Here is a 22,546-nt window from a genome sequence, read left to right on the forward strand (position 1 = left end):
AGTACGTACGTACATACGAACACCGGCACAGCTCATCGCGGCGCCCGTGCGTGCGGCGCCGCCCACGCACGGGACACACGATTCATGGACAAGGTTGCTCTGCGCGGCCTGCTGCGCGAACGCCGCGCCCGCATCACCCCCGAGAGCCACGGCCTGCACCGGCCCACCCGGCAGGGCCGCCGCGCCCCCGGTCTCTCCCAGGCCCAGATCGACCATCTGCTGCACCGCGCCCCCGACACCTACGGGCGCCTGGAGTCCGGCCGCTATCCCCATCCGCCCGCCGACCTCCTGGAGGACGTGGCCCGGCTGCTCGACATGAACGAGCAGGAGTGGACGGCGCTGTGGCGCTACGGCCTCGGGCAGGATCCGCCGCACCCCCTGAACTCCCGCTCCGGCCAGGAGATCCCCGGCGTCTGGCAGGAGGCGGTCGACGGGATCGCGCACATGGCGTACGTCCACGACCGCTCCTGGAACCTGCTGGCGGTGAACTCCGCGTTCACCGCGCTGTTCCCGCCGGGCCGCGTCCCGCACAACACGATGCGCTGGATGGTCGTGGACCGGGCGGCCCGCTCGATGCTGCTGGACTGGGAGAACTCGTGGGCACCCTTCGCCCTCCCCCATCTGCGCGGCGCGCTCGCGGCCGACCCGCACGACGAGACCCTCAAGCAGATCGAGAAGGAGGTCCTCGCCGACCCGGTCTCCTCCCGGATCTACGAGCGGGCCGGCGCCCACCTCCCCCTCGACGGCGACGAACGCCCCCTGTGCCACCTCGCCCTGGGCTCCGGCTGGGTCACGGTCTGCGCCGCACAGCCGATGGCCGCGCCCGGCGCCCGCATGATCATCCTGGTCTTCCATCCCGGCGAACGCCGCAGGCATGCCCGTACGCCGATGCTGCGGGCGGAGAGTACGAGACATCCATGAGCACCCTGGACCTGTTCCTGCTCCTCGTCTTCGTCATCTGGACGCTGACGTCGCTGGCGCTGCTGACCGACCACCGGGGCCTGCGCACCAGATTCAGCACCCGCCCGCCCCACGACCCGTACGAGATCCGCCACCGCAGCAAGATCCTGCTGGCGTGCGGGTGGGGCGGAGTGGTGACGGGCGTGTACGGGATGGTGGGAGTGCTGTACGTGTCGCTGACGTAGTCGGGGGCGGGGACGGATTATCACGGCGTGATAGGTGGAGCCGCCGTGAAGGGGGATGCCCCACTCCCCCGGTTCACTCACCGCCGGGACCTATCACGCCGTGATAGGTGCGGCCATCGGAGTCGGGAGGTCCTGCTCCCCTGTCGCCCGTCCCCGGGACCTATCACGCCGTGATAGGTCCCGCCACTCTTCGGGGGCCTCCCGGCCCGGTCCGGCGGACGGGGGCCGAGCTATCACGCCGTGATAGGTCACGACTCGCCTCGTTCTTCTCGGCGGGCCGAAGCACCGACCTATCACGCCGTGATAGGTCGCCGTGATGGGGCCGTTGGGCCGTGCAGGGCTATCACGGCGTGATAACTCCCCTCCCCCACCGACCACTTCATCCCTATTGGGCGGTTTCTTCCCCCACTCCCCCACCAACCAAGCCAGAAAGCTAACGTGTCGATCCATCAAACGATCTCCAGCGTTAGTACAGTTACGTTCCATGACCTCACCCACCTCATCTGCATCCAGAAGCGACCGGGAGAAGGTCGTCTCGAAGCTCCCCCTGCGGCTTCGCCAGGAGTTGAAGATCCGGGCGGCTCAGCTCGGCGTCGACATCCAGGAAGCCGTGGAGACCGGCATCACGACCTGGCGCAGCCTCGGTTCGAACCTCTCCCCCATCGACACCTCCGGTGCCGAATCGTTCGCCACCTTCCTGCCCGCCGAGCAGTGGTCCGGCTTCCGGACCGACTGCAAGGACCGGGGCGTCTCCCTCATCCAGGGCCTCGCCCAGTCCGTACAGGTGTGGCTCGACCACCACCCGGCCCCCGCCGTCCGGCGCCCCGCGATCGTGCGGCGGATCGTCGTCTGCAACCAGAAGGGCGGCGTCGGCAAGACCGCGATCACCGCCGGTACGGGTGAGGCGCTGGCCGAGGACCCCACGGCCCTCATGCCCGTACGCGTCTCGAAGCACTTCGCGGCGCTCCTCGACGAGGGTGACGGCGGCAGCGATCCGCTCGCGCTCGAAGACCTCCCCGGTCTCGGCCAGCGCGTCCTGCTCGTCGACTTCGACCCGCAGGGCCACCTCACCAAGCAGCTCGGCGAGGAGCCGTTGCCCATGGGCGGCGACTCCCTCACCAACCACATGGCGGGCGACGCCAAGGGCGAGCTGCGTGAAGTGATCGTCGCCATCGACGAGGAGCGCTTCGGGGACCGGCTCCACCTGCTGCCCGCGTGCACGGACGCGTTCCTCCTCGACGTACGCCTGGCCTCCGTCCGCGCCCGGGAAGCCGCGCTCGAACGGGCCCTCGCGCCCCTCGAAGCCCACTACGACGTCATCCTCATCGACTGCCCGCCGAGCCTCGGCCTGAGCATGGACGCCGCCGCGTACTACGGACGCCGCCGCCCCGACGAGGTGCCCGGCAACTCCGGCGCGCTCATCGTCGTGCAGGCCGAGGACAGCAGCGCGGACGCCTACGACCTGCTGACGTCGCAGATAGAGGACATGCGCACCGACCTTGCCCTGGAGCTCGACTACCTCGGCATCGTCGTCAACCACTACGACGCCCGGCGCGGCTACATCGCCACGTCCTCCCTCCAGTCCTGGATGGACATCAAGGACCCGCGCGTCGTCGGCGTCATCGGTGACCTGAAAGAACAGAAGGAAGCGGTACGGGTCAAGCGTCCGCTCCTGTCGTACGCCCCGCGCTGCGACCAGTCCGTGGGGCTGCGTGCCCTCGCCCGGGAGATCAGCAAGTGAGCAGCAAGGCCAAGAACCTCGGAGCGGGATCCTCGTTCGGACAGGCCCGTGCGGTGTCCGCGCGGCGCGCCGCGATCGGCGCCGCGACCGTGGCGCCCACCGCCGGAGTCCCCGATCCGACGGAACTGCCCGTCGGCCGCATCAGCCAGAACCCCGACAACCCGCGTGAGGAGCTGCGCGATCTGGAGGGCCTGGCGGAGAGCATCCGCGAGGTCGGCCTGGTCACCGCGATCACGGTCGCCTCGGTCGAGGCGTATCTGCGGGAGCGCCCCGAACGGGCCGACGACCTCGAACCCGACACCCGGTTCATCGTCATCGACGGTCACCGCCGGCTGGCGGCGGCCCGGCTCGCGGGCGTGCCGACCGTACGGGTCAGTGTCGACAACGCCCTCGTCTCCACGGACGAGTCGCTGCTGGAGGCGGCGTTCGTCGCCAACGTCCACCGCGACGACATGAACCCGCTGGAGCAGGCGCAGGCGCTGAAGAAGCTGGTGGAGTTCTACGGTTCGCAGAGCCGCGCCGCCAAGCGCCTCGGTATCGCCCAGTCCACGATCTCCTCCAAGCTGTCGGTCCTGGACCTGGCCCCGGAGCTCCAGGCCGACCTGTTGGAGGGCCGCCGCAAGGTCGAGCACGTACGGAACCTCTCCAAGTACGACGCCGAGGAGCAGCGCGCCCAGGCCGACGCCCGCGCGGTGGCGGCGGAGGAACGCCGGGAGGCGAGCAAGCGGGCGGCGGAGCTATCACGGCGTGATAGCTCCCTCGGGGAGACCGAAGTATCACGCCGTGATAGCTCCATGGATGAACCCGGCGCCGACCTATCACGCCGTGATGGCTCGGGCCGGGGGAGTGGGGTCGAGCACGGGGACCTATCACGCCGTGATAATCGTGAAGCCGGTGCGGATCTATCACGCCGTGATAGCCATGAGGCCGACGCCGATCTATCACGCCGTGATAGCCGTGAAGCCGAGGCTGACCTATCACGCCGTGATAGCCGTGGAAACGGGGGCGGCCCATCACGCCGTGATGACCGTGAGGCTGCCACCGAGCTGTCACGCCGTGATGGCTCAACCCCCGGCGCCGCCCCGGCCCCTGCTCCCGCCGCAGCCTCCCAGCCCGCGTCCGCTCAGGGAAACGACCTCCCGGCCCCCCGCCCCGAGGCCCCCTCCACCCCCGGTGCGCGTCCCGTCGTGAAGATGCCCTGGAACGACGGTGTCGCCTGTGCGGAGATCGCGATCTCGCGGATGAACTCCGCGGAGCGCGGCCGGATGCTCGTACGCCTTCAGGAAGAGGCAACCCGGGAGGCCAACGCCACGGAACCGTCGGCGACGGGCTGAGGCGCGGGGGAGGGGCCGGATTATCACGGCGTGATAGGTCGAGCGAGCCGCGGGGCGGCCCCTGACCTATCACGCCGTGATAACCGCAGAGATCTGAGCACCCCGACACAAGGACGCCGCAAAAGGTCCCAAAAACGCAACTGCCGCAATAGGGACAAAAAATGAGCCCCAGAATGGGCACTCAGGCGGCCGTTCAGGTGGGGCCCGGTGTGATCCGGTCCGGGAGTGCGTACGAGGCCGCCAGCGAGGCGTACACGGCCTCAAGGTGGCGAACGTGGCCTGAAATCGGTGGGGGAGGGGACGCCGACCGCGCCCCTGTCCCCCCGCCGTACGCCCCTACGGCCCGCACCACCCTGGATTGTCCATGGGCGTCAGCGTGCCGAACAGTGAGGTGTACGTGTCTCCACGGGCCGTCCTCAGCACGTACGACGGTGTGGTCCGCGACACCGCGTCCTGGAGGCGGGCCAGGAGGAGATGGGCGGGGGGCAGGTCCAGGGAGAGGGCGCCCGCCAGATGGGCGCGGCGGGCCGTGAGGTGGGGCTCGACGCGGCGCAGGTCGTTCTCCAAGTACGCTGCCGCCGCCCGCATCGCCGTCAGGCTGCCACCCGCGGAGAACCGCAGACAGTCCTGCCAGCCGGGCAGTCCGATGATGACGCGGAGCGCGTCGCCGAGGCTGTCGGCGATCAGGCCGCCCTCGCCCTCGGGGCTCGCGTACACCACGGCGGGCACCTCGTCGGGGTCGCCGTAGAGGAAGTAGGTGCCGCCGACGTCGTCCCCGGCGAAGCCCTCCACCGGCTCGCCGGAGGACGACGTCAGCACCTCTCCGTGGTCACGGCAGGACAGGTCGAACCCGCACAGCGCGTACATCGACTCGGACAGGCCCGGGTGGTCGCGCAGTCGGCCCAGCAGCTCCTCGACCGACGACACGGCCGGGGCGCGGAAGCCGTACGGGCCCGCCGAAGCCGCGCCGCGTGCTGCGCCCGAAGGGGTGAGGGCGCGGTACTCCGGGCTCGCCCGGCCGTGGACGGCCCGGCCGCCGCGCCGGGGTCGGGGCGGCGGGCAGGGCTGCGGGGAGCCCGGCTGCCACGCTGTACCGGTGGTGGGGAGCACGGCTCCGTCGTGGACGGGCCGCGCCCTGATGGAGACCGGGGTGCGTTCACCGGAGTCGAACAGGGTCCAGGTCTCGTACGGCCGTGCGGCGTGCGGGTCCTGACGCGACCACAGCAGCCGTCCCGGTCCGCCGTCGGCGGGCGGGGTGCCGCCCGGACCGCCGCACGTCAGCAGGTAGGCGTGCTCCGCCTGGCGCTGGGCGGTGGCGAGAGCGCCGAACAACAGCCCGCCCGCCCCGTGCGGCCAGCCCGCCCCGGGCGGATCGTCTTCTCCGCGCACCCCGCCTTCCCCGTACGAGTCGTGCTCCCCGTCCGGATCGCGCGGCTCGCCCGCCCAGCAGGTCTCGTACACGATGTTCCGGCTCTCGTACCCGGTCCCGCGATCCGGTGACGCGAGGCTGTGCATGGATCCCCCTTCCACTCGTGGCTGTCGCTGTCCCGCCGTGTGGTGCGCGGGACTCGATGCCTATCGGAGGAGGGGGACCATGACCAGGAAACGGCGCTTCCGGCGGGTTTTTCTCCGGCGAGATCCGGTCAGGGCGGGATCCGGCCAGGAAGGCCGGTCAGGGCCGTGTGGACCGGACCGAGTTCGGCGGCCGACAGCGGGGGAGCGGCGAGCCGGGGGTCTGCCGGGGCCGCGCAGGACGCCGACGGCCACGTCCGGGTGGAGCCGTACGCCTTGGCGATCTCGGCCGGGCCGTGGCGCCGGCCGCCGCTGTACCCGGTTGACATGGGTTGCGAGAGGGTTGCAGGATCACGTAAAGAGGTGACGGAGCGTCAACACTACGGTGCGGTGGGCAACTTGTGGCATCCGCCACCGCACGGGACGGCCGAAGACCCTCACACCACGGGGACGGGGAACGGGGACGACCATGACGGTGAGTGTGCGCGGTGCGTGCGGGACCGGGAATCCGGCACGGGCGGGGGCACGGGGGCGGCCCGCCCGCCCCGACCCCCTCCAGGAGCTCATCCGGGGCCGCCGGGACCACCTGGGGCTGAGCCAGGAGACCGTGGCCGAACGGCTCGGGGTGAGCTCGCGGGCGTACGGCAACTGGGAGCGCGGCCGGGTCAAGGAGTGGACCGACGGCAAGCTCCTCGCCCTCGCCGATGTCCTGGAGATGACGGACTACCAGGTGGAGCGGCTGTTCCGGCTCACCGTCGGCCGCCCGCCCGCCCGCGTACGCCAGCCCCACCCGCAGGGCGGGCGCGCCCCCGGCAAGGCCGAGGCGGCCTTCCTCGCCGACTACGACGTCCTGATGGACGCGCTGTCGCTGCCCGCCCTCCTGATGGACCACCGCTGGCAGGTGCGGGCCGCCAACGACGCCTACCGCGACCTGTTCACCGGACTGGGCACCGACCCCCGCGCCGACCCGGCCGCCAGTTTCCTGCGGTTCGGCCTGCTGCACCCCGAGGCGGGCAGCCTCCTCGTCAACCACGCCGACTGGCGGATCTCCCTGCTGTCCGCGCTGGCGGCGGCGCGCGAACAGGACCCGCACGACCCGGGGTTGCGCGCCCTGCACGCCGATGTGCACCGGCGCCCCTCGCTGCGCGCCCTGTGCCGCGACGCCGTCGACGGCTGCGCCCCGGACGGGGCGGCCGACCCGGCCCACCCCGAGGGCCCCCTGCGGGTGCTGCGCCACCCCGACCCGCGCCGGGGCCTGCAGATCTGCAGGCTGGTCGAGGAGGTGCCCACCCGCGCCCACATCCTGGGCCTGACCCGCCTCACCTTCGTGCTGACCCCGTTCGACTTCCCGTGCGTGGCCGCGCCACCGCGCTGGTCGCGTCAGCTGTCGGCGACCACCGCGTGATTGTTTACGGCGTGACCGTCCGCCGAGCCCGTCCGCAGCGCGGCCGTCGGCTCGGGGCGCCCGGCCACCGCGTCCGGCACGCAGTCCGGCGCGAGCCGGACCGCCGTGGCCAGCATCTGGACCAGCTGCAACGGCTCCTCGGACGCGTCGAGGTGGCGGTACTCCACCGCCGTCAGGACGGCGAGGCGCTCCCACAGCCCGAGTTCGGGGCGCCGCAGCTCCCGCAGCACCACCCGCGACGCCTCCTCCACCCCGGTCCCGGCGCGGTGCAGCTCGTGGACGCGGTCGCGCAGCTCCGCCAGGTACGCCATGTACGCGCGCACGTCGTCCGGCCCGAGCAGCGGCCCGTGGCCGGGCACGACCACCTGCGGGTCCAGCGCGAGGATCCTGGCGCAGGCCGCGATCACCCCGTCCAGCGGCCCGGCCCAGTGCACCGGCACGTCCCCGGCGAACAGTACGTCCCCCGCGCACACCACACCGCTCTCCGGCAGGTGCACCACCAGGTCCCCGGCGGTGTGCGCGGGCCCCACCTCGTACAGCTCGACGGGCGTCGACCCGACCAGCAGGTCGAGACGGCCGCTGAAGGTCCGGGTCGGCGGGACGACGTCGAGCCCGCTGTAGTCGTAGCGGCCGAAGTGGGTGAGCAGATAGCGCTCGAAGGGCACTTCGGGCCGGCAGCCGTCGAGTACGGCCTGGAGCTGCGGGGGAGTGGGCTCGGCGCACAGATGGGCCAGGTTGGCCTCGGTGCTGATGATCTCCGCGTCGGGGAAGAGGCCGTTGCCGTAGCTGTGGTCACCGTTGGCGTGGGTGTTCACCACGGTCGAGATCCGGGCCCCGGGCGCGAGGACGCGCCGGGCCGCCGCCGTCAGGGCGTGGGTGAGGTCGGCGGTGTACGGGGTGTCCACCAGCAGGGCCTCGGGCACGTCGGCCCGGCCGGAGCCCACGACCACGCAGTTGGCCATGCCCCAGGTGCCCGGGAAGTCGGGCAGCCAGGCGTGAACGTGCTTGTCCAGACGGTGGAGTTCGGAAGGAATAGGCATGCCTGCAATTCTGCGGGCGGCGCCGTCGCTCCGGTGGGGAAAGGCGGTGTGACTGTGGTGACAGCGAGCGGCCGGGGTGCCCCCGATGACTCGGATGCACCCCGGCCGTCGCCGGTCCCGCCCCGCCCGCCCGCGCCTGTACGGGGGCTCAACTACCGCCGGGCGTAGGGTGGTTGGGGGGAGTGGTCCGTATGCCGGTGTCGATGCCGCCCGTCAGGCCGCGAGGACGGCGACCTCGATGCCGGACACGATCTCCGGCTCGGCGATGACGTCGATCTCGGTGATCAGCCCGTCCGCGACGGTGAACTTGAGGACCAGGCGCAGCTGGCCGAGCGGCGCCATGGCGAGTCCGGCCATGCCGTCCACCAGGGCGATCCCGGTGTACCGGGCGCGACCCATCGCCGCCATCGCGGCCTTCGCGACGGTGGCACCGCCGCTGAGGAAGATCGCCGCCGGGGTCGGGCCGACGGCCTTGTCCGCGCGCAGGACCACGTCCGGGTGGAGCAGGGTGACCAGGGCCTCGAAGTCGCCGCCCCGGGTCGCGGCGAGGAACGCGTCGGCGACCTGCCGCTTGCGCTCCAGGTCCGCCTCCGGGAGCGGGGTGCTGCCCTGGACCTTGCGCCGGGCCCGGCTGGCGAGCTGGCGGGCGGTGGCCGGGGTCCGCTCCATCAGCGGCGCGATCTCGTCGAAGGGCACGGCGAACATGTCGTGCAGCACGAACGCGAGCCGCTCGGCGGGCGAGAGGGTGTCGAGCACCACGAGCAGCGCGAGCCCGACGGAGTCGGCCATCAGCGCCTCCTGCTCGGGGTCGAGCCCGCCTTCCCGGTCGGCCTCGACGGCGGGGGCCTGTACGTCCAGCGGGTCCTCGCGGCGGGTCTGGCGCGAGCGCAGCATGTTCAGACAGACCCGGGCGACGACGGTGGTCAGCCATCCGCCGAGGTTCTGCACGCCGCTGATGTCGGCGCGGCTGGCGCGGATCCACCCCTCCTGAACGGCGTCCTCCGCTTCGCTGAGCGAGCCGAGCATGCGGTACGCGACGGACCGCAGATGCGTCCGGTCGGCCTCGAAGCGCTCGGTGAGCGTCGTCAGGAGCCCGTCCTGCGGCCCTCGCTGCTCGTCCATGGTCGATGTCCCCCTCGATATCGGTGTGCCGAAAAGTAGACCACCAGACGATCGGCGGTCGCGCGCGAGGGTGACCAGTCGATCAAGCACGCCCACGAGGGCCTCCACCCCTCCGGCGCGCTCAAGTCCGGTCGGGTGCCGCCCGTTGACGAGGAAGGCGGGCACCTCGCGTGCGCGGGTGCGCCCGGTCGGGGCGGCCATGGCCAGGGGAAGCCGTGGGCAGGCGGAATCCGCATGGATGATGCTCTATCGCATTCAGATATGCGTTTTCCGCGTCGCCCCGGATAGGATGGCGGCCATGGGGCTGGAGGAGTTGCTGAGACTGACGGTGAGCGCGCTGATGCAGGCCACGGGCCAGTCGCAGCGGGACCTCGCGGCGGTCCTCGGCCTCACCCAGACCCAGGTGTCACGCCGTCAGAGCGGCTCCACGGCATGGAGCCTGCGCGACTGCGACGCGCTGGCCGAGCACTTCGGCATCGCCCCCCTGGACCTGCTGGCGGGCCCCACCCGGGCGTGCGAGGCGCTGCCCGCCCGTGCGCGCGCCGTCGATACCACCGCGCGGGCGGACGGTATGAAGACGGAAGCGGCCGTACGGGCACACCAGGTGGAGGCGGAAGGGGCGGGCCGGTGAGTGACTTCGACGCGATCGACTCGCTGCTGGCCGAGGTCGGCCCGCAGGAGCCGCTGCCCGAGCCCGACGAGCGCCGCCGGCTGCGTGAACGTGCCAACCTGTCGAAGGCGCAGGTGGCGCGCGCCCTGTCGGTGAGCCCCTCGACCGTGGGCGGCTGGGAGTCGGGCCGCGACCCGTCCGGCGAGACCCGCACGCGGTACGCGTACCTCCTGGACGGCCTGCGCGCCAAGCTGGAGCCGGAGGAGGTTCCCGGGGCCGCCGCCGCGGAGCCCGAGGCGCCGGCCGAAGACGCCGAAGACGCCGCCTCGGACGCGGACATGGACGACGACGTCGAGGTCCTGGCGGCGCCGGAGCCGTGCGTGCTGTGCGGGGCCCCGGCCCGGCACCGGGTGGCCGGATTCGCCCAGCACCTGGACCCGGCGGACTGCGGCACCCCGGCCCCGGCCCCGCCGACGGCCGCCCCCGCCCGCACCCCCGAACCCGAGCCCGCCCAGGCCGCAGCCCCGGCCCGTACGCGGACACCCCGCGAGGCGAGCGGCCCGCAGCCGAAGCGGCACCCCAAATCCGCCCCCGCCCCCGCCCCCGCGTCCTCGTCCGCGTCCTCGTCGGAGCGCCCGCCCACCCGCCGCGCGTTCCAGGAGCCGTCCGCGATGCCGGACCTGGTGGGCCAGGCGGTCAAGGCGGCCCTCGGCGAGCACGGGGGAGACGTGGACGCGGCCACGGCGGCCCTGCTCAAGCGGGCCATCCCGGACGCGATGCGGCTGCTCGACGAGACCCGCAGGGGCGCCCGGTACGACATCGTGGCCCACCCCTGGATCCCCGACGTGCTGCGCAAGCAGACGGCGAAGGGCCCGGACCAGATCTGGGAGGCCCGCCCCAAGTGGACCCGGCACGAACTGCCGCCGGGGCAGCACGAGGTGACGGCGCTCGACATCAACGGCGCCTACCTGTCGGCCCTCAAGACCCATCTCCCGATCGGCCAGCTGGAGCACTCCACCGGCTTCGCCCACGACCGCCGCCGCGCGGGCGTCCACCTGATCACCCCGCCGCACTGGGACCACGAGGCGGTCCTGCCGAACCCGATCGGCAACCGCGACGAGCCGGGCCCGCTGTGGGTGACCGAGCCGACCCTGCGCCTGCTGCTGCGCCTGTCGGGCCCGAAGTACGGCCTGTGCGACCCGCCCGAGATCCACGAGTCGTTCACCTCCGGCGCCACCGAGAACCTGCTGGAGAAGTTCCGCGTCGCCCTCAAGGACGCCCGCGACACGGCGATCGCGGACGGCGACGAGGTGACGCTGGAGTACGTGAAGGCGATGTACTCCAAGTTCGTGTCGACGATGGGCGAGTCCAACTACAACCGCGAGCTGTACCGTCCGGACTGGATGCACATCATCCGCTCCCAGGCGTTCGCCAACCTCTGGATGAAGGCGTTCAAGGCCCATGAGGAGGGACTCGCCGTGGTACGGGCGATGGGCACCGACGAGCTCCACGTCATCGGCGACTGGCGCCGGGTCTTCGCCGAGGGGCGGGGCGTGAGCGAGGTCAAGGTGAAGGACACCTACGAGGTCGGCGAGCCGGACCCGGAGCAGGAGGACTGAAGTGCCCGACCACAGCAATGAGTTCGGCAAGTACGGGGCGCGCGGGATCAAGGGCAGCGAGGCCGTGGGCCGGGTGCTGGACTCCCTCGCGGGCGGCATCGCGACCCCGGTGACCGTCCGCCGCGGCCTGCTGGCCCGGCTGCACTACCTCTCGCGCACCCCGCACGCCTGGGCGGCGGCGAAGGAGGCGGGCCTGACGGTCACCGACCGCACGCTCAAGGCGTGGCTGGCGGGCACCCGCAACCCCTCCCGGGTCAACCTGGAACGCATCGACCGTGCCTACCGGGCGGTCCGCCGCCACAACGTGGCCCGCCACCTGCTGCGCCGCCTCAACGCGGCGGGCGGCACCCGCGTGGAGCTCCACCCCCTGAACCAGTCCCAGGTCCCGCGCCCGCGCCAGCGGGTCGTCGAGTACCGCTCCTTGAACGTCCGCCGCTGGGACCGGATCGTGGCCGCCTGGTCGACGGACGACCCCGAGGCCCTGGACGCGGCGTGGACGCTCGTCATCGAGGACCTGGGCTCGCAGTGGGGCCAGTACGAGTACGTGACGAACGTGGGCTTCGCCGCCTGACCCCACCACCCCGGCTACCGGGCCCGCTTGGCGTACTCCACGAGGTGGGCGAAGGAGACCGGGGACAGGAGGAGCACGGGGCTGTCGATCAGCTTGCTGTCCCGCACGGGGACGACGCCGTGCGAGGCGGCGAGGTTGGCGGCTACTTCGATGCACTGGCCGCCGTTGTTGCTGTACGAGGACTTGAACCATTGGGGAGAGGGTGCGCTGGTCACGGGGTGCCCTTTCGTAACTGCTCGATCATGGCCACAGATGCCGCCTGAGAGTGCGCTTCGGCCTGCAATTGATGGTAGGCGGTCAACACAGGCAGTACCACGTTGCTTTCCCGTTCGAGATGGCCTCGCTGGGCGGACTCGGCGTACGACATCAGCGACCGGTCCGGCAGGGTCAGTACCGTGATGGGGAGGTCGAAGGGCCGACGCTCACCCATGGTGAACGGGGCGATCTGGAACACGGTGGTCGGCCTCGCGGCGAACTCCAAAAGCCGGTCCAACTGGCCCGCCATGACAGGTGGTTCGCCCACGGACCGGCAGACGCAGCTCTCGTCGAGCACCACGAAGACCAGCGGGGGCGGCATGCGGACGAGCGCGGCCTGCCGCTCCGCGACGAGAGCCACCCGCTCCTCGGCCTGCTCGGGGGTGATCGCGCCCCGCTTGATGGCGCTCCTGGCGAGGACCGCCGCGTACTCCGGGGTCTGCAGCAGCCCGGGAATGATCCCCACCTCGTACAGGCGGATCTCCGCCGCGCGGCTCTCGTGGCCCACGTACTCCGGGAAGCCCTCCAGCAGCGACCCGTGCCGGATCTCGCGCCACTCGCGCTCGAAGGTGTCGACCGTCCCTGCCATGCCGAAGGCGACGTCGGCACTGCGCGAAAACCGCAGAGTCGGCACCTTGCGACCGGTTTCCACCGCCGAGATGTGCGTACTGGAGTAGCTCATCCGCCCGGCGAGGTCCTCCTGCTTCCAGCCGCGCGCCTCGCGGGAACTGCGCAGGCGCGCCCCGAAGGCGGCTTGGGGACTGCTCTCGGGCGCCAACTCTTTGCGGTTCATGGGGTGTTGGGCAACCTTTCTTCCGCAGGTGCCAAGTTGAAGAACCTCTGACTGTACGTCACGCTGCATCGCGTCGGTAGTGATGCCGCTACGGAGAGGAGTGCATCGAGCGGGGTGCGCCGAGGGCCGCGCTCCCCTCCGCACATCAACACCACTCACGAGCTGGGGACAACCATGCCCATGACCATGCAGGAATGGCGCGACAGCAACGCCACCGCCGACAGTGCGGCCGACGCGTTCCGTGACGTACTGAGGCTGGTGGAGGCGCCGGACCGGACGGTGAACAGCGTCCGGTCCGGCGCCAGCCACAAGGGCGAGGCGCTGGTGTACGTCGGCCACTTGCCCGCCCAGGTGGTGGAGCGCCTGGCCGAGCGCGTGCGGCGGGGGACGCGCCCGTGACCGCGCGCCACCAGGACTGACCTGCCGCCCGAACCCCCGCGCCGGCAGTAAGCGGCCGACGCGGTATGGCCCGACCCCAGGGCGCCCGACCATTGGGGGGCGCTGTCGGGCCAGCGACGGGCCCCGGCCGTCCGACGCCCCGGACGGCCGGGGACCCGTTGTCCTTTGGTCCGGCCCCACCGCTTTCGTTCAGCGATCCGCCCCGGCCACCCGAAAGGGTGATTCGCCCGGTCCCAGGCGTAACCCCGGTTTCCATGGGAAGACACTCCGCGTCATGAGTGATTACTTTCCGTAACCAAACTCGGGGGATTTACCCATATGCGACCACTCGCGGTAGCCATCGCCGCCATCACCGCGCTCCTGCCCGCCGCGGCGCTCACGCCCGCCGCCTCCTCGGCCCCCACCAGGCACGCCGTGCCGCTCGGACACGTGTACTTCTGGTCCGGCCCCAACCAGATGGGCGCGGGCGGCGCCTGGGACTACGCGCCGCCGGGATACAAGGAGGCCGAGCAGCGCGTGAAGCGTCAGGCGCGCTCCTTCGACTCGCACGTCACCAAGACCGTCTACGCGATCAGCTACCAGAACGCCGGCCGCTGCCTGTACCGGGCGATCTACCCGGACGACTACTCCAACAACTGGGAGTGGGCGGGCAAGTTCGACGGGGTCAGCGACACCACCATGGGGTGCGACCAGGGCTGACGTCGTATGCGTCCTCGTACCGCCACCGCGCTGGCCGCGCTCGCGCTCGTCCTCACCGGCTGCACGTCGGTGACCGCCAGGACCGACGGCCCGTCCGCCGACGACCTCGTCAAGGCCGCCACCCAGGTCCTGACCGACGAGTGCCTCCAGCGGCAGGGCCTCGCCCCGCCGCGCCCCGGGCAGCAGGTGACCGCGGTCGAGCAGCAGCAGGTGTCCGACGCCCTGTTCGGCAAGGGCCCCGCCGAGATGACGCTCCGGCTTTCCACCGGATACGTCGTACGCGCCCACACCGACGGATGTCTGGCAGCCGCCAACGAACGCCTCTACGGGGACCAGCGGCTCTGGTTCCACAGTTCGGTGATCGTCAACAACCTCCGGCCGGAAGCCTCGCACGACGGCGTCACCCTCGCCGTCGTCCGGGCGCGCCACCGGGCGGAGCTCACGGAGTGGAGCCGCCTGCGCGCCCACGCCACCGAGCAGGCGGCCTCCCTGCTCCAGGAGGAGCAGGTCCAAGAGCGGGCGCAGAAGCCCCAGCACCAGCCATCGAGAGGAACCGCCCAGAAATGAAGTCCACGTCCACGGCCCTGAAGCGCTTCACGATCCCCCTCGCCGCCTGTCTCCTCTCCGTCGGAGCCGTCCTGTCGACCTCGGCCTCCGCACAGGCCGTGCCGTGCGGCAGCGGCAACTTCTGCGTCTGGACCGACGCCAACTTCACCGGCCTGAAGATCGAGCACAGCGGCGACGACCACTGGTGGGAGGGCGACATGGCCTGGCACGACTCCTCGTGGGCGAACCACGGAATCTCCGGCCCCGGGGTCAAGGACCACGTCAAGGTGTACTCCGCCCGCGAGCTGCTCGGCCATGTGACCCTCTGCCTCGCCCCGGGCCAGGAGGTCGGCTACAACGCGGGGGCCAACGACAAGGGCGCCTCCCACACCTGGACGATGGGCTGCTGAGCCGGCGCCCCGCTCCTCGACGCGGCCCGGCCACCGGGACCGACCGGCGGTGGCCGGGCCGCGCCGTGCCCGTACGGCCCGGTGTCGGCCGGATGTCGGCCGCCCGCCGGGGCTGTCGGTGATCCATGGGCGAGGTGTCGGTGGCCGTTGCGACGGTGGGGGCCGGGCCGCCCGTGCGGGCGGGCCGAAATCCGCCGCCCTGACAATGGGGCGGCGATTGTCGGCCCGCCCTGCCCGTGGGGCGGCCGTGACCGCCGCCGACAGCAGGGAAACCCCATCGCCATGCCACCCACCCCGCCCTGGAACGTCCACCGGCTGCCGCGCGCCGACGGCCGCGTCTTCCTGGTCACCGGCGGCAACGCCGGGATCGGGTACTTCGTCGCGGAGCAGCTGTCCGCGACGGGAGCCACCGTCGTACTCGGCTGCCGGAACCCCGCCAAGGCCGCGACCGCCACGGCCTCGATCCGGGCACGCGTCCCGGGCGCGCGGGTCCGGGACGTACGGCTGGACCTGGCCGACCTCCCATCGCTCCAAACAGCAGTGGAGTCAATGGAGTTGGACCGTCTGGACGCGGTGGTCCACAACGCCGGGGTGGCGCTCGACGACCCGCCGCGCAGGACGACGGGGGACGGCCACGAGCTCATGTTCGCCACCAACCACCTCGGCCACTTCGCCCTGACCCACTGGCTGCTGCCCCTGCTGTCGGCCGCGCCGGACGCCCGGGTGGTGACCATGGGCAGCTTCGCGGCCAAGTCCGAACGGCTGGACCTGAACGACCCGCAGTCCGCGCGCGACTACCGCCCCCAACGCGCCTACGGGCGCTCCAAGCTGGCGCAGATGCACTTCGCCCTGGAACTCGACCGCCGCCTGCGGGCGTGCGGCAGCCCGGTGACGAGCGTGCTGGCCCACCCCGGCGGCGCACTGGACGCCCTCACCCCCGCACGCCCACCGCTCCCCACACCCCCGCTCGCCGCCCGCCTGGCCACGGCCCCCGCGGCCCTCCTGCTCCAGGGCAAACACGCGGGCGCCCGGCCCGCGGTCCGAGCGGTACTGGACCCGGCGGTACGGGGCGGCGACTTGTGGAGCCCCCGACAATTCGCCCTACGCGGCAGACCCCGCCGAGAGCCGGTGTGGCACCACCTGCGCGACGCGGACACGGCGGCCGGACTGTGGGAGGTGAGCCGCGCGCTGACCGGCGTGGACTTCGGGGGGTTGTAGGGCGGGGCGGTTCCCTCTTGGGGCCGTCCCGCAGTCTGTGTGTCCGCCCGGCTGCGAGCAGCACGAAGGCAGCTCCGGGGCGATCGACGGCAATTCGCACTTCTATGGGTTCGAGTGCGAGAACCTCGGCGACGGCCGAGACCCGTGGCCTGCGGCGCAGCTCGACGCGATCGAGCGCACTGCGGCGGCGATCTGCCGGATCCACAGCTGGTCGGCCCGCTCGGTGATCGGGCATCTGGAATGGTCCGACTGGAAGAACGACCCCAGAGGTTTCGGCATGCCGGACATGCGCGCCCGTATCGGCCGCAGGCTGGGAGGCAAGCCGTCCGGGCCGACGACGCCCGCCCCCGTGACGGTGTCGCTGACGCATGTCGTGGCGGCAGCGCGGCAGGATCCGGCGGCGGCGCAAGGCCACATCACCTACCGAGCGGACGTACTGGTCGTCGAGCAGGCCCTCCAGGCGGAGGGTCTCCTCGATGGGGCCTGGGTCGACGGGTCCTTCGGGACGCGCACCGTGACTGCGTACGCCGCGCTTCAGCGCCGGTACGGCTACAGCGGCAGCGACGCCGACGGCATCCCCGGCAAGACCTCTCTCATCCGCCTGGGCGCTGCCCACGGCTTCACCGTGAAGGACTGATCACATGGGCACTCTCGCGTTCTGGAAGGCGACCGGCGAGCGGGCGGTACGTACGGCTGCGCAGACGCTGGTGGCTGCGCTGGGGCTCGACTCGGCGGGTGTTCTGCATGCCGACTGGAGTGACGGTCTGTCGCTCGCAGCTGGTGCGGCGCTGCTGGCCGTGCTCACAGCGATAGCGACCTCCGGTGGGGCGGAGGGGCCGGGAGTCACCGAGACGGTGCGGCGCCGGTGACTCCGCCTGAGTCTCAGCGGATTGCCCTGGAGCTGGCCGAGCTGCGGCGGACCATGGAGGTGGGGTTCGCCGAGCAGCGCGGGCAGCTGGCGCTCCTGGTCCAGCGTGGCGATCAGACGGACAAGACGCTCGATGAGCACGAGAAGCGGCTGGATGCGCTGGAGCGAGCCCGCTGGCCGCTGCCCTCGATTGCAGCCTTGACCTCATGCGTGGCCCTCGTGGTCAGCTTGTGGCAGTCAACCGGCCATTGAATTGCACCCTTATGCCTGCCCTTTGGGGATGTTCGCGGTTTTATCCCCGATCATCCCCAACAGGAGAGAGCGCGCCTCAAAATGCCAGCAAGGCGACTATCCGGAATCCACTGTCCATCAAAGGGGGAAGCTACAGTACATGGGTGGGTGAAAATAAGACTTCGACTTGGAATCCAGCCAAACAGAAATCCGACACCTCAAGTCATGCTCAGGAATACCAGGTTCCTCTGGGCTCCCGATCATGAAGCTGGCTTAATGGACACGTTGTCGCTTCATGAGGAACAGATTTTGGGGAGGGTGTCTCATGAGCAGGATGAGCAGGCGGGGGGCCTTGGTCTGCACGGCCGCGACCACGGCGCTGCTGACGGTGGCAGCACCGGTGTACGCAGAGGGGCCGGACGCAGCGGCTCCCGCTGTGAGTCAGGTGACGAATCCTGGGACGGAGCCGGGCCCGAACGACCAGTTGCCGGCCACTGAGGAGGAAGTGGTCAATACTGCCCCGCCGACGGTGCCCGAGGAGACCGACCTGGTAGAGGACCCTTCGCCGGAGGCGCTGCCGGAAACCGACCAGCCGAAGGACTGGGGAAGCGGCGCCCGCTACTGCGGTGCTATGACCGCCGTCTACAAGCCGAAGTCGAAGGGCGCGCAGTACCACCAGGGAGTGGGGCCGACGAACTCCAATTACAACGGGACTTCGCGCACGGCCCGGACCACGTTCACGTCGGAGGTGTCGGGGGAAGTCGGCGTCAGCGTCTCAGCCGGTCTCAAGACGAGCGTGAACTTCCTGATCTCGAAGACTGAAGTCCAGTGGAACCTCAATCTCTCTACCAAGATCACGGCGAAGCTGGGCAATCAGATCTCGGTCGATACGCCACCCCACAGGACCACAAACGGGAAGTACGGCGTCTACCGGCTGAAGACCACGGGAGTCAGCTACATCGTCTACAGCAACTGCTACATGAGCCCCGAGCAGACCATCACCAGCTACATCCCCATGCGCCGCGGGTGGTATCTGTGGGAAGACTGACGCGCCCTAGCCCCGCAGCCGCAAACCGTGCTTCCTGCGCTCTGGCGGCAACAGTGATGATGCTCGGCGTGGCTGGCTGTAGCGACGATGACGACAAGAACTCCGCCCCTCCCCCCAAGCCACCTACATCTGCCGCCCCGAGGGTCACCGCATCACCCGGCGGGAGTGCGGAGCACATCGACGGCGAGACGGTCACCCGGGCGCCCCAACCCATCAACGACGGAAAAGTCCTCGCCAGCGAGCACTCGCGCAGCGGCAGCGCCGAACTTTCCCTCGGGAAGATCCGCGCGGGACGGTTGGCCATTCAGGTCAACTGCCAGGGGAAGGGAACCCTCAAGGTTGCGGTCGAACCGGTGGGCCTCAGTTTTCCGTTGGAGTGCGTGGCCTCGGAGTCAAGCAGTACATACAACGAAGTCCACCTGAAATCGGATCGCCCTGAAGGCGTAATTCGCATCACGGCGTCTCCGACAATCCGGTGGGCACTGACCGTCGAGCAATAGATCAACACAGTCGCCCACCATGAAATGCCCCCTCCGGCCTTCGGGTCGGAGGGGGCATTTCGTCATGCATCCAGCACGCCGAGCTCACTGTCCGGGCGGCAGAACGAACAGGCTGGGACGCCTTCAGAAAGCGCGGCGAGGGCCCGCTCGCGAGTGATGGCTGTGGGCTGACCAGGCGCCATGCTGCACCCACCAATGTGCACGCCTTCGGGCAGCCGAGGTTTGTCCGCGCCCCGCCGTACGTAGGCGATCACCCAGTCCGGCGGGGGTAGGGGCGGCCGTCGAGCGGCTTCCTCAGCGACTCGCTGTCGTTCCTGCTCGATCCACCGATGCGTCCGGGCAGGGTCGGTCCGTTGCACCCGTCCCAAGAACAGCAGCGCAGCAAGCTTCGGAGACACTTCTTCGGACACATGTTTGATTATAGTTCCGAGGAGGGCTCTCCGCGTACCGATCAAGTTGGGGCAGCGCATGGCCACCACTTCTTACGGGAGAAGTACAGCCTCCCCGCTTCGATCGCACAGCATGTGACGACACGAGTACCGTCGAAATGGGCGACACCCCAACGGACTTGGAGGTCAGTCATGCCGCAGTGGAGCGAATTCAGCACGGGCCAACGCATCAAGATCCTTCGCGGGCCAGACATGACGCAGGAAGACCTGGCTCACGCCTGCCACCTCAGTGTCGATGCCATCCGCGCCGCCGAGCGCGACGTTCGACTCACCCTGCCCACCCTCCTCGCGGTCTCGGCAGCTCTGCACTGCGACGTGTCCGTCATCCTGGGCCAGTCCACGCCACGCCGCGCCACCACCCACGCCGACCGGGTCATCATGACCGCCCTCTCGCACGCCATCCACGACACATCCGCCGGCCGACTGCCCGAGACGCTCGACGAACCACCTACCGTCGCCGAGCTCAGCGAGATCGTCACTCAGGCTTGGAGCACGTACTGGACGGGCCAGTACGCCCAGGTAGGTGCGCTTGCCGCCCCCCTTGTCAGGGAGGCCGCCGCGCGTCTCCACGTGCAGCCTGACGGCGAGCAGGCATCAGCGTGGGCGGTCCTCGCGGATGCCTACCGGATCAGCGCCTACGTGGCCAACCTGATGGGCGCCCGCGATCTCGCCTACGCCGCGATCGGGCACGCGCACCATGCCGCCAGCCAAGCAGCCGACCCCCTGCGCGCAGCCCTGGTCGACTCCGGCCGGGCATGGGTGTACCTCCGGGACGCCCGCTTGGCCGACGCCCTCGACCTGGCTGAGAAGGCCGCCACCGACATCGAGCCCCGGTTCTCGAAGGCGTCCCACGAGGAACTGACCGTCTACGGCAGCCACATCAACTTCGCGGCCGTCGTAGCCAGCCGGATGGCCAACTCGGTCCGGGCCGCCGACTACCTGTCCCAGTCCCATGCCGCTGGCGCCCGCATGGGCCGGGAACACGGTGCGTTCGGAACCCTGTTCGGCCCGGTCACCGCGACAACGCAAGCCGTCGGCATCAAGGTCAGCCTCGGCGAGACGGGCCAGGCCCTCGACCTGATCGACAGCATCGGCGATGTCTCCCAGCTCCAGAAGGCCGCACAGCACCGGTACGCCATGGACAAGGCACTGGCCCAGGCCGACGCCCGGATGTGGGACTCGGCCCTCGACACCCTTGAGGGGGCACTGGAAGACGCCCCGGAATGGGCCCGGCACCAGGCGCTCCCCGGAGTGATCGCCGAGAAGATCGGGGCGGGGTCCACCGCACGGCTCCGCAAGGTGTCGAGGATCATCGGGGTCTCGCCGGTCCCCCGGGAAGGCATGGGTTTCGCGGCGGCTGACAGGCGTACCGCTCTCTGATCTGCTCAACCTGTACGGGGCATACGACTACCTGTCGGTCACTCTTCAACAGCCTTATGCGCCGTACCAGTTGGGGTGCAGCGAGCTCCTCAAGTCGCATGCCCCGTCCCTTCAGTCCGGCGTGCGCCAGCGGGACGGTACTGGGCATGACCCGAACCCCGGGCGACACCGGTCGCCGACGCAACCTTGCCGACGCAGCGAACGGCCTCCCCAATAGTCGCCGCCGCGTCGCCCTGTACGCGTGTGTTCTGGACGGTCGTGACCACAAGGCCGTCATGGATGAGCTGCGTACCTACGCCGTAGCCCGCGACTGGACCGTGACGGCCGCCCTTTACGACACAGGCCCCCTGGATCGCACCACGGGCCGCTTCGCGCTCGACCGGGTGTCCCGCCTGCTGGAGGACGGCCGGGTCGACGGCATCGTGGCACGTAGCGAAGCCGACCTGGCGGCCTCGACGAAACTCGGCCGCGCCAGGCTTGATGCCTGGCTCGACGGCCTCGACCACCCGGCCTTCGTCGACTACCTGTTCAAGGCCGCCGACACCCCCGACGACCGCGGCCTGCTCCTCGACGAATCCGCCCGGCCGTGGGCCAACGAGGTGGTCACGCCGTGACCGGACAGGTTGCCTACAGCAGAGGTCTGGGCGTCGCCAACTGGCTCGCCTCGGCGCACCCCGACCCTGAGCAGGCGAAAGCTGAATGGGGAGACCCGCGTAAGGGGCACGTCGCGCTGATTCCTACAGGAAGGATTTTCGACGCCGTCCGTGTCGCCGCGAAGGTCGTGCACGCGGCCGTCGGCGACACGGACGACGCCAGGGTAGCCGCGTTCTTGAGTGCCCTCGTCGACGGGCCGGTCATCCACGACGCCTACTCCGCCAGCATCGCGTACTGCTTCCTCGTGCCGCTCGGGTCCTGTGCCCACCACCGCGCCGATGACGCCCATCGTCTCGTCCCGGGCACCACCTGGCTCGGCGTCCCCGAGGCAGCGCGAACCGCCCGGCCCGGCGCCTTCTGGGTCCTCGCGCCCCGTCAGTACGACGACCTGTGCATCCCCGGCTACGTCGACCAGCTCATCCGCGCCGGCCGCCGCAACCTTGCAAAAGCCGCAGAGATCGCGCGGGAAGGCTGCCCCCAATGAGCGCCGCCTCCTTCACCGTGCGCGTCGAAGTACTCGTGGCCCAGCGAGACCCTTCCAACGAAGAGGTCACCGTCCTCCAGATCGAGGACGACGGCGCCTGGCGCCTACCAGGCACGATTGTGTCTTCATGGACGGACGTGCCCAACGCGGCCCGCCTGGCGCTGGCCGCCGAGACCGGCCTGGACCTTCGGTTGGCCCGGATCCTCGCGCTTGACGAGGCCACCGAACCCGGCCATCTGGTCATCATCATGGACGGCGGGTTCGTCGGACCGGACAGAGCCACGCTGATCGGAGTCATGTCCGGAAAGGTCGCATCGCTGCCGAACTCGCGATGGGCATCCTTCGACGACCTCAAGGACAGCCCGCGGCGCATCGGCTACGCCGTGGCCGCCTCCTACAACGACCTGCCTTTACCGCTCCTCGTCGACGGCATGTCCGACGTGGAGCGCTGGCACACCCCCACGCCGTCCGACCCGACGGCTCCTTGACTCTCCGCCCCGGTCGGTGACCGGG

The 22,546-nt window shown here is 70.7% G+C and carries 28 protein-coding genes; 21 read left to right on the top strand and 7 right to left on the bottom strand.

The features are described from left to right. Positions 1-84: 84 nt before the first annotated feature. The 4 genes from AB5J87_RS38275 to AB5J87_RS38290 all read left to right on the top strand — a co-directional run bounded on the left by AB5J87_RS38275 (position 85) and on the right by AB5J87_RS38290 (position 4,220). Positions 85-921 carry a helix-turn-helix domain-containing protein gene (locus AB5J87_RS38275; RefSeq protein ID WP_369383932.1) on the top strand — a complete coding sequence of 279 codons (837 nt, stop codon included), beginning with the start codon at positions 85-87 and terminating at the stop codon, positions 919-921. Then, on the top strand, positions 918-1,145 hold the full coding sequence (locus AB5J87_RS38280) for a hypothetical protein (protein ID WP_369383933.1): 228 nt from the start codon (positions 918-920) through the stop codon (positions 1,143-1,145). The genes AB5J87_RS38275 and AB5J87_RS38280 overlap by 4 nt, the downstream gene beginning before the upstream one ends. 484 nt (positions 1,146-1,629) lie before the next feature. Continuing rightward, positions 1,630-2,886 (top strand): ParA family protein, encoded by a 1,257-nt coding sequence (locus AB5J87_RS38285; RefSeq protein WP_369383934.1) that lies wholly within the window; start codon positions 1,630-1,632, stop codon positions 2,884-2,886. Continuing rightward, a complete protein-coding gene (locus AB5J87_RS38290) occupies positions 2,883-4,220 on the top strand; it encodes a ParB/RepB/Spo0J family partition protein (RefSeq protein WP_369383935.1) in 1,338 nt (445 codons plus the stop codon). The genes AB5J87_RS38285 and AB5J87_RS38290 overlap by 4 nt, the downstream gene beginning before the upstream one ends. 336 nt (positions 4,221-4,556) lie before the next feature. Here AB5J87_RS38290 and AB5J87_RS38295 read toward each other — a convergent pair whose 3' ends face one another. After that, complete coding sequence (locus tag AB5J87_RS38295) at positions 4,557-5,735, bottom strand: hypothetical protein (protein WP_369383936.1); 1,179 nt, start codon at positions 5,733-5,735, stop codon at positions 4,557-4,559. Positions 5,736-5,863: 128 nt separating this feature from the next. Further along, entirely contained in the window at positions 5,864-6,061 is a 198-nt protein-coding gene (locus tag AB5J87_RS38300; protein WP_369383937.1) for a hypothetical protein, read from the bottom strand. Between the two features lie 140 nt (positions 6,062-6,201). Here AB5J87_RS38300 and AB5J87_RS38305 point away from each other — a divergent pair, with 140 nt between their 5' ends. After that, complete coding sequence (locus tag AB5J87_RS38305) at positions 6,202-7,137, top strand: helix-turn-helix domain-containing protein (protein WP_369383938.1); 936 nt, start codon at positions 6,202-6,204, stop codon at positions 7,135-7,137. Here AB5J87_RS38305 and AB5J87_RS38310 read toward each other — a convergent pair. Beyond that, positions 7,113-8,177 carry an MBL fold metallo-hydrolase gene (locus tag AB5J87_RS38310; protein ID WP_369383939.1) on the bottom strand — a complete coding sequence of 355 codons (1,065 nt, stop codon included), beginning with the start codon at positions 8,175-8,177 and terminating at the stop codon, positions 7,113-7,115. The genes AB5J87_RS38305 and AB5J87_RS38310 overlap by 25 nt on opposite strands. A gap of 213 nt (positions 8,178-8,390) precedes the next feature. Beyond that, positions 8,391-9,299 carry a sigma-70 family RNA polymerase sigma factor gene (locus AB5J87_RS38315; RefSeq protein ID WP_369383940.1) on the bottom strand — a complete coding sequence of 303 codons (909 nt, stop codon included), beginning with the start codon at positions 9,297-9,299 and terminating at the stop codon, positions 8,391-8,393. Between the two features lie 298 nt (positions 9,300-9,597). Between AB5J87_RS38315 and AB5J87_RS38320 the strand changes: the two genes are divergently transcribed. Genes AB5J87_RS38320 through AB5J87_RS38330 form a run of 3 tightly spaced genes read left to right on the top strand, consistent with a single transcriptional unit; the run spans position 9,598 to position 12,099 of the window. Beyond that, on the top strand, positions 9,598-9,930 hold the full coding sequence (locus AB5J87_RS38320) for a helix-turn-helix domain-containing protein (RefSeq protein ID WP_369383941.1): 333 nt from the start codon (positions 9,598-9,600) through the stop codon (positions 9,928-9,930). After that, a complete protein-coding gene (locus tag AB5J87_RS38325) occupies positions 9,927-11,528 on the top strand; it encodes a helix-turn-helix domain-containing protein (protein WP_369383942.1) in 1,602 nt (533 codons plus the stop codon). Before AB5J87_RS38320 ends, AB5J87_RS38325 begins: the two co-directional genes overlap by 4 nt. A 1-nt stretch (position 11,529) precedes the next feature. Continuing rightward, positions 11,530-12,099 carry a transcriptional regulator gene (locus AB5J87_RS38330; protein WP_369383943.1) on the top strand — a complete coding sequence of 190 codons (570 nt, stop codon included), beginning with the start codon at positions 11,530-11,532 and terminating at the stop codon, positions 12,097-12,099. A 14-nt stretch (positions 12,100-12,113) separates the two neighbouring features. Here AB5J87_RS38330 and AB5J87_RS38335 read toward each other — a convergent pair whose 3' ends face one another. Beyond that, positions 12,114-12,314 carry a DUF397 domain-containing protein gene (locus AB5J87_RS38335; RefSeq protein WP_369383944.1) on the bottom strand — a complete coding sequence of 67 codons (201 nt, stop codon included), beginning with the start codon at positions 12,312-12,314 and terminating at the stop codon, positions 12,114-12,116. Beyond that, on the bottom strand, positions 12,311-13,147 hold the full coding sequence (locus AB5J87_RS38340) for a Scr1 family TA system antitoxin-like transcriptional regulator (RefSeq protein WP_369383945.1): 837 nt from the start codon (positions 13,145-13,147) through the stop codon (positions 12,311-12,313). The genes AB5J87_RS38335 and AB5J87_RS38340 overlap by 4 nt, the downstream gene beginning before the upstream one ends. A 180-nt stretch (positions 13,148-13,327) precedes the next feature. Between AB5J87_RS38340 and AB5J87_RS38345 the strand changes: the two genes are divergently transcribed. The 9 genes from AB5J87_RS38345 to AB5J87_RS38385 all read left to right on the top strand — a co-directional run bounded on the left by AB5J87_RS38345 (position 13,328) and on the right by AB5J87_RS38385 (position 18,566). Beyond that, the gene (locus AB5J87_RS38345; RefSeq protein ID WP_369383946.1) at positions 13,328-13,546 is read left to right on the top strand and encodes a hypothetical protein; all 219 of its coding nucleotides are present in this window, start codon (positions 13,328-13,330) and stop codon (positions 13,544-13,546) included. A 318-nt stretch (positions 13,547-13,864) separates the two neighbouring features. Then, entirely contained in the window at positions 13,865-14,245 is a 381-nt protein-coding gene (locus tag AB5J87_RS38350; RefSeq protein ID WP_369383947.1) for a hypothetical protein, read from the top strand. Positions 14,246-14,251: 6 nt separating this feature from the next. After that, positions 14,252-14,812, top strand: coding sequence for a hypothetical protein (locus tag AB5J87_RS38355; RefSeq protein WP_369383948.1), 561 nt, complete (start codon positions 14,252-14,254; stop codon positions 14,810-14,812). Beyond that, positions 14,809-15,201, top strand: a complete 393-nt coding sequence (locus AB5J87_RS38360) for a peptidase inhibitor family I36 protein (RefSeq protein WP_369383949.1) — start codon at positions 14,809-14,811, stop codon at positions 15,199-15,201. The genes AB5J87_RS38355 and AB5J87_RS38360 overlap by 4 nt, the downstream gene beginning before the upstream one ends. A 282-nt stretch (positions 15,202-15,483) precedes the next feature. Further along, complete coding sequence (locus AB5J87_RS38365) at positions 15,484-16,419, top strand: SDR family NAD(P)-dependent oxidoreductase (RefSeq protein WP_369383950.1); 936 nt, start codon at positions 15,484-15,486, stop codon at positions 16,417-16,419. A gap of 37 nt (positions 16,420-16,456) precedes the next feature. Next, positions 16,457-17,056 (top strand): N-acetylmuramoyl-L-alanine amidase, encoded by a 600-nt coding sequence (locus tag AB5J87_RS38370; RefSeq protein WP_369383951.1) that lies wholly within the window; start codon positions 16,457-16,459, stop codon positions 17,054-17,056. Between the two features lie 4 nt (positions 17,057-17,060). Further along, a complete protein-coding gene (locus tag AB5J87_RS38375; RefSeq protein WP_369383952.1) occupies positions 17,061-17,288 on the top strand; it encodes a holin in 228 nt (75 codons plus the stop codon). Positions 17,289-17,341: 53 nt separating this feature from the next. Continuing rightward, on the top strand, positions 17,342-17,539 hold the full coding sequence (locus AB5J87_RS38380) for a hypothetical protein (RefSeq protein ID WP_369384192.1): 198 nt from the start codon (positions 17,342-17,344) through the stop codon (positions 17,537-17,539). A 304-nt stretch (positions 17,540-17,843) separates the two neighbouring features. Next, a complete protein-coding gene (locus tag AB5J87_RS38385) occupies positions 17,844-18,566 on the top strand; it encodes a hypothetical protein (RefSeq protein ID WP_369383953.1) in 723 nt (240 codons plus the stop codon). 562 nt (positions 18,567-19,128) lie between these two features. Here AB5J87_RS38385 and AB5J87_RS38390 read toward each other — a convergent pair. After that, a complete protein-coding gene (locus tag AB5J87_RS38390) occupies positions 19,129-19,536 on the bottom strand; it encodes a DUF6233 domain-containing protein (protein ID WP_369383954.1) in 408 nt (135 codons plus the stop codon). 111 nt (positions 19,537-19,647) lie between these two features. Here AB5J87_RS38390 and AB5J87_RS38395 point away from each other — a divergent pair, with 111 nt between their 5' ends. From AB5J87_RS38395 to AB5J87_RS38410, 4 genes are all read left to right on the top strand, one after another. After that, a complete protein-coding gene (locus AB5J87_RS38395; protein WP_369383955.1) occupies positions 19,648-20,895 on the top strand; it encodes a helix-turn-helix domain-containing protein in 1,248 nt (415 codons plus the stop codon). 146 nt (positions 20,896-21,041) lie between these two features. Further along, positions 21,042-21,509 carry a hypothetical protein gene (locus tag AB5J87_RS38400; protein ID WP_369383956.1) on the top strand — a complete coding sequence of 156 codons (468 nt, stop codon included), beginning with the start codon at positions 21,042-21,044 and terminating at the stop codon, positions 21,507-21,509. Beyond that, entirely contained in the window at positions 21,506-22,033 is a 528-nt protein-coding gene (locus AB5J87_RS38405) for a hypothetical protein (protein ID WP_369383957.1), read from the top strand. Before AB5J87_RS38400 ends, AB5J87_RS38405 begins: the two co-directional genes overlap by 4 nt. After that, positions 22,030-22,521: a hypothetical protein gene (locus AB5J87_RS38410; RefSeq protein WP_369383958.1), complete on the top strand. Its 492-nt coding sequence runs from the start codon at positions 22,030-22,032 to the stop codon at positions 22,519-22,521. The genes AB5J87_RS38405 and AB5J87_RS38410 overlap by 4 nt, the downstream gene beginning before the upstream one ends. Positions 22,522-22,546: the final 25 nt, after the last annotated feature.

The sequence above is a fragment of the Streptomyces sp. cg36 genome, assembly GCF_041080675.1.
Taxonomy (GTDB): domain Bacteria; phylum Actinomycetota; class Actinomycetes; order Streptomycetales; family Streptomycetaceae; genus Streptomyces.

Bases quoted from the DNA above. Each gene is read 5' to 3' on its own strand.
- AB5J87_RS38375 (WP_369383952.1), top strand. From the start codon at position 17,061: ATGGGCACTCTCGCGTTCTGGAAGGCGACCGGCGAGCGGGCGGTACGT.
- AB5J87_RS38345 (WP_369383946.1), top strand. From the start codon at position 13,328: ATGACCATGCAGGAATGGCGCGACAGCAACGCCACCGCCGACAGTGCG.
- AB5J87_RS38400 (WP_369383956.1), top strand. From the start codon at position 21,042: ATGACCCGAACCCCGGGCGACACCGGTCGCCGACGCAACCTTGCCGAC.
- AB5J87_RS38285 (WP_369383934.1), top strand. From the start codon at position 1,630: ATGACCTCACCCACCTCATCTGCATCCAGAAGCGACCGGGAGAAGGTC.
- AB5J87_RS38300 (WP_369383937.1), bottom strand. From the start codon at position 6,061: ATGTCAACCGGGTACAGCGGCGGCCGGCGCCACGGCCCGGCCGAGATC.
- AB5J87_RS38350 (WP_369383947.1), top strand. From the start codon at position 13,865: ATGCGACCACTCGCGGTAGCCATCGCCGCCATCACCGCGCTCCTGCCC.
- AB5J87_RS38310 (WP_369383939.1), bottom strand. From the start codon at position 8,177: ATGCCTATTCCTTCCGAACTCCACCGTCTGGACAAGCACGTTCACGCC.
- AB5J87_RS38340 (WP_369383945.1), bottom strand. From the start codon at position 13,147: ATGAACCGCAAAGAGTTGGCGCCCGAGAGCAGTCCCCAAGCCGCCTTC.
- AB5J87_RS38390 (WP_369383954.1), bottom strand. From the start codon at position 19,536: ATGCGCTGCCCCAACTTGATCGGTACGCGGAGAGCCCTCCTCGGAACT.
- AB5J87_RS38275 (WP_369383932.1), top strand. From the start codon at position 85: ATGGACAAGGTTGCTCTGCGCGGCCTGCTGCGCGAACGCCGCGCCCGC.
- AB5J87_RS38365 (WP_369383950.1), top strand. From the start codon at position 15,484: ATGCCACCCACCCCGCCCTGGAACGTCCACCGGCTGCCGCGCGCCGAC.
- AB5J87_RS38380 (WP_369384192.1), top strand. From the start codon at position 17,342: ATGGAGGTGGGGTTCGCCGAGCAGCGCGGGCAGCTGGCGCTCCTGGTC.
- AB5J87_RS38355 (WP_369383948.1), top strand. From the start codon at position 14,252: ATGCGTCCTCGTACCGCCACCGCGCTGGCCGCGCTCGCGCTCGTCCTC.
- AB5J87_RS38320 (WP_369383941.1), top strand. From the start codon at position 9,598: ATGGGGCTGGAGGAGTTGCTGAGACTGACGGTGAGCGCGCTGATGCAG.
- AB5J87_RS38315 (WP_369383940.1), bottom strand. From the start codon at position 9,299: ATGGACGAGCAGCGAGGGCCGCAGGACGGGCTCCTGACGACGCTCACC.
- AB5J87_RS38295 (WP_369383936.1), bottom strand. From the start codon at position 5,735: ATGCACAGCCTCGCGTCACCGGATCGCGGGACCGGGTACGAGAGCCGG.
- AB5J87_RS38360 (WP_369383949.1), top strand. From the start codon at position 14,809: ATGAAGTCCACGTCCACGGCCCTGAAGCGCTTCACGATCCCCCTCGCC.
- AB5J87_RS38410 (WP_369383958.1), top strand. From the start codon at position 22,030: ATGAGCGCCGCCTCCTTCACCGTGCGCGTCGAAGTACTCGTGGCCCAG.
- AB5J87_RS38305 (WP_369383938.1), top strand. From the start codon at position 6,202: ATGACGGTGAGTGTGCGCGGTGCGTGCGGGACCGGGAATCCGGCACGG.
- AB5J87_RS38385 (WP_369383953.1), top strand. From the start codon at position 17,844: ATGAGCAGGATGAGCAGGCGGGGGGCCTTGGTCTGCACGGCCGCGACC.
- AB5J87_RS38395 (WP_369383955.1), top strand. From the start codon at position 19,648: ATGCCGCAGTGGAGCGAATTCAGCACGGGCCAACGCATCAAGATCCTT.
- AB5J87_RS38280 (WP_369383933.1), top strand. From the start codon at position 918: ATGAGCACCCTGGACCTGTTCCTGCTCCTCGTCTTCGTCATCTGGACG.